Here is a 14,601-nt window from a genome sequence, read left to right on the forward strand (position 1 = left end):
GATGGCCCAACCCGACGAAAAGGCCTGCTAGACCCGCCAACACCCCCCCACCCCGCTTAACAATCCGCAGGCGCAAGCATCGTGCTGAATCCCGCAAATCAGTTAGTTATCCCCCTACCCTTTCCTAAAAATGAAAACGTTCAATACCATCTGTCGGCTGGCGCTCACCGCCTTCTTAGTCTCGCAAGCTCCTCAGCTATTGGCTCAGCCGAATGGCCACGCCTACGGCCTTAGCAATGGCAATGGCAATGGCAACAGTAGTGGCAACGGCAACGGTAAAGGCAAAGGTAATGGTGGTGCTTCAGGAGCACCTATTGACGGCGGGGCGTCTTTGCTGCTGGCCGGGGGAGTGGCTTATGCCGTGCGGCGGGTGCGCCAAGCCCGCAAAAAAGCCTAGTAGCTTGAGTCTTTCTCTTATAACACAAAGGTTAGTTTTACAGAAGCAACCATGTAAGGGCATGTATAAGATTTGCGGTGAGCTAAAACAGAAATGAGTCAGTAAGTAATAGTTGGCTTTACTAGACGCCGGCTGTTCCATGATTGACGGTTATTGGCCCCTTACGGATTTGTAATTGCAAATTATCGCGTCTTTGCTACCCATACTATAGCAATCGGCGATTGGGTACCCGATGCCTTGCGCTACATCTGCTGCACGGGCTGTCAATGACGCAACAGGCTCCTTTCGTTTCCGGCGTGGACGGCCGTATACTACTATCTACCCAGCTAATAAGCTGACCGCATCTGGGTCCGGCTAAACGAGGCTCTCAACCGGGCGGACCGCGTGGTTGCCTGGAGGGCCTCTGTGCCTTCGCGAGTGTGCGTAAATAGCCAGCGTGTTAAACTGCCCCTTCCCATCGCACCGGTGGATTGATGAAGCGACCACGTCAACGGGCGCAAAGGCAAAGTGGCCACCGACATCGAATGCCACATTTTTGCCTGCCACGGCCACGACGGTACCGTGATCGCGGCGTACCTGTTGCCAAGCGGCCGAGTTGGGACCAGCGGCTGCATACGGTTCTGACCGATCAGGGCTACCGCGGCTGCTTTGCCGACCGCCCGCTGGCGCTGTGCGGTCGGCTTGAACTGGTCAGCCGGCCCCAACGGTGCGCGGCTGCGTGCCCGTGGCCCAGCGCTGAGTCATCGAGCGCACCTTTGACTGGCTGGCCTGTGTTCACCGCTTAAACGTAAACTACGACTATACCCTTTCCAGTTATGTCACTTGGCTGTTACTCGTCAACATAATCTTGTGTTCAAATCCCCTTGCCTAATTCCCAGACACGCTCTAAAGCTAAAGCACAAAAGCATTACCCTGCCCACCCAGTAAGACTTTTTCTTGCCCGCTCGCTGCCTTGCTGCTGTGCTTCTCCACGCCTTTAACCTGCTCTACGACGAAGCGCATCCGTCGTGCGCCCAACACCAGGGCACCTACTTGGCCAGCCGCTGAGATGATGAGCACCAAGCAGTACTGCTATACCAATTGCCCGGTGGCCTGTTCGTGGAGGCAAACTACGACGTGGAGGTGCACGCTGTCACCCACCTATTTGTTTCGAACCGGCAGTGAGGATGACCGGATTGAGGACTAAGCTATGTTACTATAGTTGCCGGACTGGTTAGCGAAGTAGATTTGGAGTATGCGTTTTTACAATTCGAACCTCCAAAAAACTGTGCATACAAACGACGCGGGAAACCTGCGTTTCCGGGCCGTATTTGCAGTTGTCGAAAGTCTCCAAGAAACGACAGTTAACTGGTAGCAATCGTTCCGAAAACTACTGTTTCTCGGATGGCTTTCCCACTTGCCTTCCGGCCCAGAGAAGGGCGTTTTGCAGGCTTCTTTTCGGAGGGTTTTTCGAACGCTTTTTCCAGGCCTCATTCATTCTGGGTGCTCTTTGAACCCCTACCATCTTCTTTTCCGAACCGGCCTTCACAGAATTTGATATTTTATATACTCTTAGTGGTGATTTCTGTTCCTACTGGTGATTTCTGTTCTTACTATTGTCTATTGTGCTCCCCCGACTATGCTGATTCTGTCGGCATTGACACGGTGCCTGAGGGCTACCGGCTGGTAACGCGGCAGGATGCGCCGCTGCTGGGCCTGCGGCCGCTAGAAGTCTTCGCCGAGCCGGGCAATCCGCAGCTGCTCACCCGCTTCACCGTGTGGTACGGAGCCTCGGCCCGGGCCGAGTGGTACCGCCGGCGCGACGCGCAGCCTCCGCTGCCGGCACCAATGTCCCTCCGTACGGTAGGTCGCGGCCCTTGGTCGCGTGATGAATAGCTTTGCCGAGTTGCAACAAGGGGACAACACGAACTGAGTGGGACGGCTACGGCAGACCAGTTGTCGCCTGCACGTGGCCAGCGCCGCTTTACTCGGTGCCCGAAACCGTTACGCAGGTTTTGCTGCTTATCTCCCTATAATACTTCATCGCCGTTCTTCCACTACGCCACCGCACTATGAGCATTAAACCGGAACTCTTGGCCGCCGTGCGCGGCCTCATCACGCAGGCGCGCCAGCAGGCGGTGCGGGCCGTTGATGCCGAGCGGGTTCTTCTCTACTGGCACATCGGGCAGGTCATCCTGGAGGAAGAGCAGCACGGAGCCGACCGGGCCGTCTATGGCAGCAACCTCATTAAGGGGTTGGCAGCCGAGCTGCAGCCGCAGTTTGGCAGCGGCTTTTCGGGGCGGCAACTGGAGCGTTACCGCCAGTTTTACCGCACGTTTCCCATTGCGTCCGCACTGCGGACGCAATTGAGCTGGACGCATTACAAAACGCTTATCAGCCTCGAAAACCCCGAAAAACGGGAATTTTACCTGGCCGAAGCAGCCAAAAATAACTGGTCGGCCCGGCAACTGGAGCGGCAGGTCAACAGCCAGCTCTTCGAGCGCCTGCTGCTGAGCAACGACGTGGCCGCCGTACTAGCCGTGGCCCGGCAGGAGAAACCACCCACGGAGGCCCGCGATATCATCAAGGACCCGATGGTGCTGGAGTTCCTGGGCCTGAAGCGGGAGGCCGCCTACTACGAGCGCGACCTGGAAACCGCCCTGCTAACGCACTTGCAGGAGTTTCTGCTGGAACTGGGCAACGGGTTCAGCTTCGTGGCCCGGCAGCAGCGCCTGCACCTCGACGGCGACGACTTTTTCGTGGACCTCGTGTTCTACAACCGGCTGCTGCAGTGCTTCGTGCTGGTCGAAATCAAGACCGACAAGCTCACCCACCAGGACCTGGGCCAGCTCCAGATGTACGTCAACTATTACGACCGCCTGGAGAAGCTGCCCCACGAAAACCCCACCATCGGCATCCTGCTTTGCGCCGACAAGAACGACGCAGTGGTAAAAATCAGCCTGCCGGCCGATAACCAAACGATTGTGGCCAGCAAGTATCAACTCTACCTGCCCACTGAGCAGGCGCTAATGGCTGAGGTGAAGAAGGAAATTGATAAGCTGGACCAACTTTAGCTTACCTAAAGCCATCCTACAGGAACTTCTCAAGCTTTGCTCTAATAATAAAGCGCCGCCCATCAGGTCAGCGCTTTTGACGTTCAGATGAGGGCAAACCAATCAGCTGGTCTACTTTCTGAGCATTGGAGTAACCTAAGAGATGCCTAGCCGGCGCGCTTCGTCGAGCAACAACAGCCGCGTAAGAGCGGACAGCGTGAGACGACGGGCTTTTGCTACTTTCTGGAATAATGCTTTTTCGTCAGCCTCAACTTCAATACCTATTTGTGGCTTGCGTATGCGCTTTTCATCACTGCTCATATCGCAAATATACACCAAGTAAAAAACTTGGCAAATATTCGCTTTATTCAAGTTTTTTACTTGGTTTTATCAAGTGATTCACTACATTTGTGGTGTTCAAGTTGAACGGCTCAACCTGTAGTAAGCAAAAGAGGCCAGCCGCTGGAAACGGCTGACCTCCGACAAAGCACCTGTTCGCGCAGGCACTACGGTTGGGTTCTTGCAAACCTTACCCCAAAATTACATGGAAACGCATGTAACCGGGCAACCCGTGCTTGGCGAATTACGCCATGCGCTTTCCGCCGTGTTCTTCGGCAATCCGCTCTTCTCGCCCCAAGAGCAATTACTGGCCAACCACTACATCCACGAGTGCGAGGACGCCCGGCAACTCACCCGCTGGTTGGGGGACATGAGCGCCGCGATTGCTCACCAGCACCCTACCAGCCACTGTTCCACCCCTGCAATGGCCGGCCATGTGGTATAGCAAACAACTCCGACAGGTTCGCCGGGCCCGCAAGGTGGCCCGCGTGTAGCAACACCAGTTGCTTGCCCTCGAATTGGAAGGTCTCGTGGCCCTCACCCTGCACTCCACCACCCGGACGCTGACCGTGCCCATCGAGCGGGGGGCGGGGGTGCAGGTCATCGACCTGCTCGGCCAGGCCCTGCGCGAGCGCCGTCAGGTGCTGAAAAAGGAAGCCCGGCAGCTGCGCCAGGACTGGCAGGAAAGCGAGACGTTGCGGGGCCGAAGCCCGTCGCGGCCCGACCCGTCCCGGAACGGCGAACCGACCGAATCCTAACCCCCGGCGCATTCCCCAGTGCTACCTCCGGCTGCCCGCCCCGCCAGGGGTGCGATGCGCGCACGCCCCTTTCCTGACCATTTTAAGCTTCGCCATTCACGCGCCTGCGTCCTTGCTATGCCCTATTATCTCCCATTCCACGCCCCACCCGCCGGCGTACGTCTCCCCTATCACCGGGCCACGGCGTCCCAGCGGACGCTGGCCGTCAGCTACCTGCAGCAGCGGCTCATAACCCACTTTCCCACCCTGCGCGCCAGCAGCTGGCCCCAGGCCCTTGCCGACCACCAACCCGACCTGTGGCTGAGGGGTTCAACCGTGGCCCTGGCCGAAACGGACCTGACCCAACTCGCCCAGCACCTGGCCGCCGCCCCGGAACTGCCCGTGCTGGACCCGCCGCTGTACGGGTTGCCGGCCCTGCACCTGGCCCAGCACAGCCTGCAGACCCGTGAACTGGCCGTGTGGGCGCTCGTCGAAGTAGTGGCCAAGGCAATAGCTTGCGGTCCCCGGCTCTACGCGCTGCTGCGCCGCTTGGCTCACCCCAGCCCCCTTGCCGAACAAGTGGTCCAGGCTTGGTGCTGGAACCTAGCCAGCGCGCCCCCCCTCATACCGGATATCCCGGGCAGTCCCCCCTTGCCGGACAGTGCCGAAGTCGAGCACCTGCTAGGCTGCCTCAAATCTTCTGGAACCCCATGCACCGGCAACCTCCCAGGGCCCTGCCCGCACCTCAGAGAATTTGTTTCACTGGCCGCGGACCAGCCAAGTTGCGGGCCCCGTACCGAATCGTTGCTACCCGGCCGCTATTCCGCGGCCGTCTGCGGGGGCACTGAAAACTGCATCAGCTCGCTGAGCGGGATTTCCAGCCCTTGGGCCAGGGAGGCCAGTACGTCGAGCGTCACCGAGTAGCGCGCCGTTTCCAGCCGGTAGATGGTCGGCTTGGACACGTCGGAAACGTCAGCCAGCGCCTGCTGGCTCCATCCCCGCGCCTCGCGCAACCGCCGCAGGTGCTGGCCAAAGGCCTGTAAAACCACCTCGTTTTTCACCCCGGCAAGCTGGTCCCAAAAAACAGGCATTTTATAGTCATATGTGATTACAAACAGTGCTTTTCCTGTATCTTTCGCCCATTCACCGAACTCCCCCCCGACATTCCATGAAATCCACTAGCTCTCCCCTCCCAGCACCCGTTCCCCAGCGCATATCCTTCGCGCAAGCGACGCCCGAACAGCGCGCCCGCGCCGAGGAATACGTCCGGGAGGAGTTGGCGGCACAGTTTCCCCCCGTGCTCAAAGGGACGTGGGCCGGCGCGTTGCAGGCCCTGCAACCCGACCTGTGGGCGACATCGGACCGCGTCGGCCTCGACGTGTACCAGCTGGACCGCGTGGCGGACCATCTGGACGCCCTGCCGGCCGTCGTCCACGCCCGGGCGGGGCACGGGCCGCGCAAGCTCTATTTCGGCCGGCTGCCGATGAACTGCCCGGACGAGGTCCTGCGCGCCCTGGCCGAGCTCGAAGCCGACCCGCAGGCCGGCGGTCACGCGGTGTATCAATTGGTTGCGGGGGTGGCCCGGCGCCACGCCGAGGCCGAACAATTCGGGTGGTCTAAGTCACCGGCCCCGCGCGAGGCCGACGGCACGGACTCGGACCAGGCCCGCGCCGGCCTCTTGGCGCGGGTGGCAGCGCTGGACCGCGCCCGCGGCTTGCCGACCGACACATAATCATTTCACCCCGTCCCGATGCAACCCGTCACCGCTGACCATGCGCGCCCTGAGAGCCGCGTCATCCCCTACCGCTGGGCCACGGCAAACACGCGCAGGCCGTGTTCTGGCTGGCGCAGCAGCTCCACCACCACTTCCTTCCCCCGGCCATGGAGGCGTGGTCGGAGGTTTTCCACGAGTTCCAGCCCGCGCTGTGGGAAGACCACAATAGCATCAGCCTCGACCACGCGGACCTGGTCCGGCTGGCCCAGCGGGTGGCCCACTCGTTGCTGGCCTCGAACCTCGACCCGCCCATCTACTGCGCCGATGCGTACTACCTGGCCAAGCTCCTGTACTACTACAACCGGGTAGTCACTGACTTACGCGCCGAGCTGAAAGCCGCTCTCTACACTCATAGCAAACAGTTGGTATCGTTTATCGCCGGCATGGCAAATGGCAACTGTGTTGTCGAGCGCGTATTGCGGGATACACGCCGATAAGCGGCGGCGGAGAACCACTAGCCGGTTTAAAGCAGCGTAAAACGCAAATTATCGGTTGGACTTTACATCCGTCGTTAGCCCCAAATATATTCTAATAAGTTGGCCCTGAATATCTTTCCAATTCCTTCTGTCGCATGTCAACCCCAACGGCACCCGCGTAACGAGCCGTGTTGTCCTGCGTGCTTTCCTGCAATTCCACATTCAGCGAATTCTTGCAACGGTCCAGGGCAAAATTAATGTCGTTGATGGCCGGCACGTACGTGTGATAGCACACGCGGAAGCTAACCTGCCCGTTTTCCATGCGCGCCAGTTCGCTCACATGTGCCCCCGCATTTCGCAAGTCGGCGGCGATTATCTCAGCGCGCGCTATGCCCGTTGTTGCGTCCTGAACCAAGATACGGGCCTGATTGAATTGCCCCTCACGTTCGGGCCAGTCAGCCCGGTCGACCAGTGAGTTTTTGTCAAACGGGTTCCAGGTATGTACCTGTTCCCGCACGGTACTGTTACCGGCGCCCTGTACATCATTGAGTACCTTCGTTACTTTCTCTAGATCAGGCGTTTTCGGGTCAAATCGATAAGGCATCAGTGTAGAAGCTGGCTGGCCCGGAGTCGGGGGCACAATTGTGCCCACCTTAGCCCCGGCCTTAATCAGGTCCGCACGAACGTTGCTCATCCGCTCTTCGCTCGTTCGCACTTTACTATCCATTAGACGAATCGTACCGTATTGCCAAGCCACGGCGGGCGCGGCCTGTAGGTCTGGCAGTGCCACTGGAGCAGTCGGTATTACTGGGTTTGATTGGTTGGCGGCTTCAGCAGCAGTTAAACCACCCGCCGACGGGAGGCTTTCATTCGGCTTGACAATTCGAGGCGCAAGCAGTTCCGTTGACGCAGCCATTAATGACGTGTCTGCGCCAGCTTGAGCCGGTGGGGACGTAACTGCTGCAACCACCGGTTCCGTGGACTCTTGGTGTTGGCTGACCGGCAAGGACATCGACGTCACTACCGGCGTGACGGGCCCAACTGCCTGCGGCGAAGGTGCCTGCTTCTCTGGAATTGGTACAGCGACAGCCGGCCCATCATCCTTTGAGCCACTTTCATTTTTTTGCACTTTACTAACTGGCAGGTTATCCTGTTCCGCCAACAGTTCGCGGCCCAACTGGGTTGATTTAGCCTCGGTCTCGGACGCCGCCATCTGCCGCTTGGCAGCTGGGATGACCCCGTAATCTAATTCCGCCATCCGAAGAATATCGCCTGTACGCTCGGCTCGCCGGGCCTCTGCTTCGTAGCTGGCAATCGCACTTTTCTCCTGTATATAGGCAGCCACCGCCGTCTCAGCCTGCGCGCGCACACGGGCCTGTTCCGCTATTTCGTGTTGCTGTTCGTTATGTTTTGCCAGGAGTTCCCGTCCAATTGGAGTGGCGTTGGCCTCGGCTTCGTAGGCCATCATGCGTTGCTTAGCAGTTGGAATAACCCCGTAGTCTAATTCCGCCATTCGGATAAAATCGCTCGCTCGCTCTGCCTGCCGGGCCTCCAATTCGTACCCGGCGATTAAGTCCTTATCTCGTTGGACAGCGGCCACCGCAGTCACCGCGCTCACCGTGTGCCGGTCCTCGTTTGCAGCCAATTGCTTGTCAATTCCTGCCAAGCTCAGGTGCCGCCCCAGTTCACTGCCTTTGATGCAGCAGCTATCCTTTTCAAAGCTGACGCCGGTTGCCTTGCCTGCTTTGTTGAAGTATTCTTTGGCCGTAATCCCCGCCAGCTGAAGCGTGGCGAACAGCTGCACCCGTTGCGTCTCCCGCCGCAACGCCTGTTCCAATGCCTCCCGTATTTCGCGCCGCACCAATTCGGTTCCGTACAGATGCTCGAGAGGTTGCAGCTCCGGCCGCTGGCCTTGCGGCGGCGTGAGTCCATGGTCCTGCATCAGCGCTTGCAGCGCTTTCTTCGAACGGTAAAAGTTACGCCCGTCCGCAATGGTCTTGCCTTCGTTATCTACTCGATTGGCGATAATGTGCAGGTGCTGGTTGTCGGGCCGGTCATGGTGGCGCACGACGACATACTGCGTGTTGGCCAGCCCCATTTTTTGTAGGTAGGCTTCCGCGATGGCGCGCATTTTGGCGCTGTCCAGCCGCGCGGCATCCGCGGGATTGAAGCTCAGCGACGTGTGCCAGACGGCAAACCCCAACCTCGGATTGACGGCTCTGCCCAAGTTAAAATCACTTATCATCTCGGCCGCATTGTTGGTGCTCACGCCAGCCGATGCCAGGATTTCAGCCTGCTTGTCGACGGGCTGGTCGCGCCGGCCAGTGAACTGGTAGCGCACCAGGCCCGCGAAGCTTTTGCCTATCGTAGTTCGGCTGACCATGGGAGCTAATTACTGAAAGTTTTCGCCTGATTCCGAAGTGTGCCTGCCGAGTCAGGCGCTAAAATATTGGCTTGCTTATTCACGGGCTGGTCACGCCGGCTCGCGAACTGGTAGCGAGCCGAACCCACGAAACTTTTGACGGTAGTGATTCGACGAATCATAATTTTTTACTTGTTGAAAGATTTCAACTGCACCCGGATTTTCACTGCTGACTCCATTACAGCTGTTGCGTGAGCGACATACCCTTCGGCGTGCGCGAGCTTGGCTAACTGGTTCAGATTGGCCGCCATTTCGGCGAGGGAGCGTAGTTGTTTTCGCTCCTCTTGTGACAATCCCTGCTTCGTCAGTTGCTTCATCCGCTGCCGCACACGCCCCGTGCCCGGCCCGTCAATCAGCCACCGGATTGCTTGCGAAACGGAAATGCCATGCCTGACGGAAGTCGCTTTCAGCTGGTCATGGCAGGCAGCGGAAACCAGCGAACTGACGCATTTCAGTTTTTCCTCCTCGGCCAATTCGGGTCGTCCTCCTTTGTGCTTGTCCTTCTCCTTTGGCTCGGGACGGGGCATCGCCGCGTATTCACTTTTGGTTTTGCGCCTGCGCTTTACCTTCTCCGCCACAGGCTGAGCTTCGATTAAAACTGCCTCCGCCAAGCTTTCAGCGGGCAGCAACTCTTCTATTGGAGACGGTCTTGGCACCGACCTCTGCCCTTCCAGAATTGGAGGGAAAAGTAAATTGGATGCGGGGGAAGCGGAAGCGTTTGGCAGAGTCATCGTGCAATAGAGATGAGAAATATCGTGGCCAAAATTGAAAGTAGAAAAGAGTTAATCTTTAGCTTTACCTGTCTTGCTTTAACCGGGTAACAAGGTCTATTTCACTTTAACCGGGTAACAAGGTCTATTTCAGCAGTTGTTCTTTCCCCACTGCCTGAGAAATATTCTACTAACTGAAAGCTACTCCAGCCCGCTTCAGTTTCCAAATAGTTCATGCGCTAGCATCATCAATTCTGTGCTGCCGAGTCATCTTCGGCTTCCCCTGCTTTCTCGGTCGGATCTTACCACTCAGAAAATTCAGCAAGGCCGCGACAGGTATACCCTGGGACATGCCGCTCCTCTTGCCCACCACTTAGGGCGCCATCCAGAACTATCCAGAGTCACCCGCCTCATTCAGTCTTTCGGTTTGTTCTCTGGTGCGTGTTTGGGATGAATCCCCATAATCAACACCGTTAACAAGTTGGTCAAAGAGTGATTCCCCTCAAAAAAACCGCTGCCCGTTTTACTGGACCGAAGCAAAATCGAATCACTTTACCTGAGCAGTCCAGTCGACCCCAACTGCATTTGACAGGCTTCCCAAAAGCGAAAAGCAAAAGCAAAAAATATGGATGCTGCAAGCCGGGTCTTCCGCCCTCTACCCTGCCTGTTCCTCGAACTGCCGGACCCCTGTTGTCCCTCGCTGCCCCTATATCTTCGGTCTTCTATAGGAAACCCGCTCTTAGTCACTCTGCCATTTTTTAAGACGGCTCCTTTTCCTGAAAGGCCAGCCAATCCAGCTTCCAAAAATCCGCTCTATCGCTTGCTGCCCACGCAAACAGAAAAACACAAACCGACCAGCCCGCTATCCGAACCGCCAAGTGCATTTTCTCGACAACCCGGCCTATTCAACCGCGCGCTAAATTCACGGCCTCTCATGTTAACGGGTTGACTATTCAAATTTCGTTGCCCTGAAGCATCAGCAAACCAAAGCGCACAACACGCCATCAATTCCGGCAATGGCGACTAACTCCCGCAGAAAAAATCGGCATGAACACACGAGACCCTACCATTAACAATTGCTGGCAAGGCTTCTAATTGCTGCAAGCGCTCGTAACTATTCCCACGCCTACCACCTGAAAAACAACTAACCCATCCAATGAATTATTGCGCAAAAACAGCGCTTCCCCAGACGGCCCGCTTACCACCAGCAGCTAAAGTTATTGTTAGCAGTACCCCGCCCTTTTCTTGCCTATCGCTCCCCCCTCTTTGTCCATAAACCTTGAGCGCGTCTTTCTCTTCGCGCCACCGATAGCTGTTCCGCCATCCTTGCCTCCTCTCGCTGGCATCCAGACTTTATGGTGCAGTCGGCCAACACTGAAGACCCAACCGCTGAAGACCCAACCGCTGAAGACCGAACCGCAAGCAATGCCGCCGAAAAGAGGAAAAAGCCGGGGCTGTTCCTACACAAACTATCCATTCTATCCAGTACCGGGCGCTTCGTGATTGTGAGTTTGAAGCTTGGGAGCACGACACACAAAATCACTCCCTTTGACTTTAAGCGGCACGCTATTGTCCGGCACCGCGCCTTGCATCAGGCCCTGCGCGACACCGAATTTCTAAACCAGAAGCTAGCGGTACTCAGCAGCCAGGGTTAATGCCAATCAAATCCGGCACCGATAAATTTAAGGGCAACTGCTGCTGAACTGCGGAGGAAAAAGTAGGTCGTACTGGCCCGCGGGTAAAAAAAGATGACCAACGCCGTACTCCGTAAAGTCGCTTCACGAAAGCAATCACTCAGGTGCTAAACAGCAGAATCAGATGGGGCCCGTAGGAACTGCAGGCCGCCATGGCTACTCACTTAGTTTCTTTCACCCAACCGCTCCTGCACCACCATCGCTCGGACTACTTTAGCCTCTTTCCACGCCCGGCATCTTCTGCCAAAACGGTTGCTATTTTCCCATAGGTCTGTTGTGAACCGTTCGCAAAAGGTCTTACCATTGCATACACGCACCGGCAGCTAATTTAGGATTATTTCATTTCCTTGCGTTTCCGCTTGCTGCCCCACTACCCTTTTCGCTTAGCGTTTTGTTCGCCGTTTTACCCGTCGCCTCACCCGGTACGATAAACCTGGCCATGGATATGCCTACCGGAGTTGATGGATTGCTTAGCCCGCAGTTCTACGCGAGAAGCGGCCAGCGCAGTTGCTGGAGTAAGCCAACTGCGCGGTACTTTTGTGGTGCTTCCCGCGTGGTGCTTCCCGTGCTCGTTTTCTCCCCGCCGGCCGTGTTCAATGCTTGCCAATGGAACGGGCACCGGCTGGTCTTTTCCTTTTCTGTTTATGAGCCCTTCTCCAGTGCAAGCGGCCAGCCCATCGGCCCAGGAAAAAAGACAAGCCCTCCACGACCACATCCTGGCAGTAGTCCACAACCGACAGCTAGCCGGGGTAGCCGTGGCCATGGGCGTGGGCAAGACGCTTATTGGCCTGCGCGACATGGCGCGCCTCCTCTCCGACACGCAACGGCTGGGACCCACGACCACGCCCTTTCTGGTCGCCGCCCCCACCAAAACCATTCTGGACTCCTGGCCCCAGGAAGCGCACAAGTTTGGGCTGGCACACCTGCTCGACGCGATTACCTTCACCACCTACCGCTCGCTGAGCAAAACGCTGGGTCAGGGCCCGTACCACAAACTCTACCTCGACGAGTGCCACGCCCTCAAGGACTCCCACGAGCCGGCGCTTAAAAGCCACGTCGCGCGCAAGCAAAGCATCCTGGGCCTGACTGGCACGCCCCCTGCGCAGGCAGACACGGAAAAAGGCCGGTTGGTGGCTACCTATTGCCCGATGCTGGTGGACTACACCACCGACGAGGCCGTGCTCGCGGGGCTGCTCAACGACTACCGCCTAGTCGTGCACCGCCTGCCGCTGAGTTCCGTGCGTGACTACGTGGTCGCTTTCCAATCGGGGAGCCAGTTCACGACCAGCGAGCGCGAGAGCTATCAATACTGGAGCACCCGGCTGGCCAACGCGGCCCAGGACAAGCTCCCCGTAGAGACCCTGCGCCTGCTGCGCATGCAGGCCCTGATGCATTACCCCAGCAAGGGGCGCTACATGGCCCATCTGGCCAGCCAGTTTAAGGAGAAGGTGCTGCTTTTTACCTGCAACCAGCAGCAGGCTGAAGAGCAGGCCGAGCACACTTACCACTCCAAAAACAAGGAAAGTCAGGCCAACCTGGCCAAGTTCAACACGGGCGAGATTCATCGTCTGGCCTGCGTGGCCCAACTCTCGGAGGGTGTCAACATCCCCAATTTGCGCATTGGCATTATCTGGCACGCCTTCGGCAATGAGCGCAAGGCCGCCCAGCGCATCGGCCGGCTGCTGCGTCTGAACCCCGACCAGACGGCCACTGTACACCTGCTCATGTACCAGGACACGGTGGACGAGCACTGGGTCACGCAGGCCCTGGCCGCCTTCGACCCTGCCAAAATCAGCTACGTGGAGGCTCCCCGCGAGTCCCTGGGAAATTGATAGATTACCAGCCTTATTGCCTTCGAACCGTTCGCGTCTGATGGAGATGACCGGGCTTAAACTCCTTGCGCTGGCATCCCGTACCGGTAAGAGCCCACCACCCAAGGAGGGGGTTCTGATTGGGGTTTTAGTTACGACGGGGCGAAAAATGACCTTAAGCTGTTGCCCCCGTCGGCGCGACCGCCTGTCTGGGTTGGCGTAAGGGGCGTAAGCCGTTGCGCAGCAGGTTTTCTTGTTCGGCGAAGGGGTATTTACCCAGCCGGTTGCGGTGCTCGAAGCGGGCTGGGGATAGATGGGCCAGGTCTTCGTCTTGTGCGGGGTAGGCTTCGGTCCGCAGCTGGACCATTACTTCCTGCATCTAGACGGTGTGCCAGACGACCACGGCGTTAGTGAGCAGGTTGAGGCAGCCGACGACCTAATCGGTCCAGTCTGGCCGGCTGGAAGTAGATGCTGCAAGATGTTCTCTACTCCTCCTCACTTACTCTAAGAAGGCCGAGAATATGCTTTTTTGCTGGGATAGGAAGAGCGCTCCGAATCTTCACTCCGGAAGACCATCAAAATTACTGTTAATAAGTTAGGCCCACCGCCAGTTCGCGCGATGTGTTGAGTGCTGGCACTGCCTATACCTGGGCGACTCTACTTGTCACCCGATACGATTAATCCGAACAAACCAGTTTAGCTGGTTAATCCAGATGAACTGGTTAATCCAGCTCCGCTGTCCCTTCGGGCAGCCGGCAACAGCGGCTATCGTACGCGGCAGTGTACCCGGTTCGCGCCCTGTCAGGCCCCGTCGATTAGTCCGTCAGCCCATCGTTGGTATCCAAAGCCTGGCCACTGCCCGAAACCACTCGCAGTAGTTTCAGTACAGCTACCTAGTGGTGGCGGCGGCCACGCCGCCGTACATCCTCCCCCTCGGGGATTGCCCGCTGACTGTCGGGAAACTGGGCCAGGTAAGCTTCGAGGGCCTTGTTAATTAAATACGACTTTTCTCCCTTCGGTCCGGGTGTGTAAAAGCTCAGCCGGTGCAGAGCATCGTCATTGGCTTCCGTGAGGATGAAGGTTCCCTTACGGGTGGTGGGCGCTATTTCTGGCTTGGCCGCTGGTACCGGGGCCGCGGGCGGGGCAACCTGAGAGGGTGCTTGGGGGGGACGAGGAGGCTGTGGGCGACCAGCACCGGTTAGCAGGTCGTTGATATCGCGGGGGGCGGAAGAAGAAGCCATCAGTGAAAAACAGGTTGAGTGTAAAGGG

General features: G+C 57.7%; 15 protein-coding genes. 10 read left to right on the forward strand and 5 right to left on the reverse strand.

Annotation, left to right across the window (positions count from 1 at the left end; translation table 11 throughout):
- The first annotated feature begins 130 nt into the window (after positions 1–130).
- The 3 genes from BMZ66_RS24005 to BMZ66_RS24015 all read left to right on the forward strand — a co-directional run bounded on the left by BMZ66_RS24005 (position 131) and on the right by BMZ66_RS24015 (position 3,450).
- Positions 131–397, forward strand: coding sequence for a PID-CTERM protein-sorting domain-containing protein (locus BMZ66_RS24005; protein ID WP_143080430.1), 267 nt, complete (start codon positions 131–133; stop codon positions 395–397).
- 1,602 nt (positions 398–1,999) lie between these two features.
- Positions 2,000–2,272, forward strand: coding sequence for a hypothetical protein (locus BMZ66_RS24010; RefSeq protein ID WP_092678928.1), 273 nt, complete (start codon positions 2,000–2,002; stop codon positions 2,270–2,272).
- 176 nt (positions 2,273–2,448) lie between these two features.
- Positions 2,449–3,450 carry a PDDEXK nuclease domain-containing protein gene (locus BMZ66_RS24015; protein WP_092678929.1) on the forward strand — a complete coding sequence of 334 codons (1,002 nt, stop codon included), beginning with the start codon at positions 2,449–2,451 and terminating at the stop codon, positions 3,448–3,450.
- A 135-nt stretch (positions 3,451–3,585) separates the two neighbouring features.
- On the opposite strand, the gene BMZ66_RS25740 is transcribed toward BMZ66_RS24015, so the two are convergent.
- Positions 3,586–3,750: a hypothetical protein gene (locus BMZ66_RS25740; protein ID WP_177204901.1), complete on the reverse strand. Its 165-nt coding sequence runs from the start codon at positions 3,748–3,750 to the stop codon at positions 3,586–3,588.
- A gap of 223 nt (positions 3,751–3,973) precedes the next feature.
- On the opposite strand from BMZ66_RS25740, the gene BMZ66_RS24020 reads away from it, so the two are divergent.
- The 3 genes from BMZ66_RS24020 to BMZ66_RS25380 all read left to right on the forward strand — a co-directional run bounded on the left by BMZ66_RS24020 (position 3,974) and on the right by BMZ66_RS25380 (position 5,429).
- Entirely contained in the window at positions 3,974–4,213 is a 240-nt protein-coding gene (locus tag BMZ66_RS24020) for a hypothetical protein (RefSeq protein ID WP_092678930.1), read from the forward strand.
- Between the two features lie 58 nt (positions 4,214–4,271).
- Positions 4,272–4,526, forward strand: coding sequence for a hypothetical protein (locus tag BMZ66_RS24025; RefSeq protein WP_143080431.1), 255 nt, complete (start codon positions 4,272–4,274; stop codon positions 4,524–4,526).
- Between the two features lie 117 nt (positions 4,527–4,643).
- A complete protein-coding gene (locus BMZ66_RS25380; protein WP_143080432.1) occupies positions 4,644–5,429 on the forward strand; it encodes a hypothetical protein in 786 nt (261 codons plus the stop codon).
- On the opposite strand, the gene BMZ66_RS24040 is transcribed toward BMZ66_RS25380, so the two are convergent.
- On the reverse strand, positions 5,324–5,596 hold the full coding sequence (locus tag BMZ66_RS24040; protein ID WP_092678934.1) for a helix-turn-helix domain-containing protein: 273 nt from the start codon (positions 5,594–5,596) through the stop codon (positions 5,324–5,326). The two genes, BMZ66_RS25380 and BMZ66_RS24040, sit on opposite strands and share 106 nt — an antisense overlap.
- A 77-nt stretch (positions 5,597–5,673) precedes the next feature.
- Between BMZ66_RS24040 and BMZ66_RS24045 the strand changes: the two genes are divergently transcribed.
- Both BMZ66_RS24045 and BMZ66_RS24050 read left to right on the forward strand, forming a co-directional pair.
- Positions 5,674–6,237 (forward strand): hypothetical protein, encoded by a 564-nt coding sequence (locus BMZ66_RS24045; protein WP_092678935.1) that lies wholly within the window; start codon positions 5,674–5,676, stop codon positions 6,235–6,237.
- Between the two features lie 101 nt (positions 6,238–6,338).
- A complete protein-coding gene (locus tag BMZ66_RS24050; protein WP_092678936.1) occupies positions 6,339–6,716 on the forward strand; it encodes a hypothetical protein in 378 nt (125 codons plus the stop codon).
- Between the two features lie 91 nt (positions 6,717–6,807).
- On the opposite strand, the gene BMZ66_RS24055 is transcribed toward BMZ66_RS24050, so the two are convergent.
- A complete protein-coding gene (locus tag BMZ66_RS24055) occupies positions 6,808–9,078 on the reverse strand; it encodes a relaxase/mobilization nuclease domain-containing protein (protein WP_092678937.1) in 2,271 nt (756 codons plus the stop codon).
- 167 nt (positions 9,079–9,245) lie between these two features.
- Complete coding sequence (locus tag BMZ66_RS25890; RefSeq protein WP_143080434.1) at positions 9,246–9,848, reverse strand: MobC domain-containing protein; 603 nt, start codon at positions 9,846–9,848, stop codon at positions 9,246–9,248.
- 1,334 nt (positions 9,849–11,182) lie between these two features.
- Between BMZ66_RS25890 and BMZ66_RS24065 the strand changes: the two genes are divergently transcribed.
- Together BMZ66_RS24065 and BMZ66_RS24070 are read left to right on the forward strand one after the other, a co-directional pair.
- Complete coding sequence (locus BMZ66_RS24065) at positions 11,183–11,482, forward strand: hypothetical protein (protein WP_092678939.1); 300 nt, start codon at positions 11,183–11,185, stop codon at positions 11,480–11,482.
- Positions 11,483–12,165: 683 nt separating this feature from the next.
- Positions 12,166–13,353 (forward strand): DEAD/DEAH box helicase, encoded by a 1,188-nt coding sequence (locus tag BMZ66_RS24070; RefSeq protein ID WP_177204902.1) that lies wholly within the window; start codon positions 12,166–12,168, stop codon positions 13,351–13,353.
- A gap of 872 nt (positions 13,354–14,225) precedes the next feature.
- Here BMZ66_RS24070 and BMZ66_RS24080 read toward each other — a convergent pair.
- The gene (locus BMZ66_RS24080; RefSeq protein WP_092678942.1) at positions 14,226–14,573 is read right to left on the reverse strand and encodes a hypothetical protein; all 348 of its coding nucleotides are present in this window, start codon (positions 14,571–14,573) and stop codon (positions 14,226–14,228) included.
- Between the last annotated feature and the right edge of the window lie 28 nt (positions 14,574–14,601).

Origin of the sequence: Hymenobacter arizonensis (genome assembly GCF_900115775.1) — a bacterium.
Lineage (GTDB): Bacteria > Bacteroidota > Bacteroidia > Cytophagales > Hymenobacteraceae > Hymenobacter > Hymenobacter arizonensis.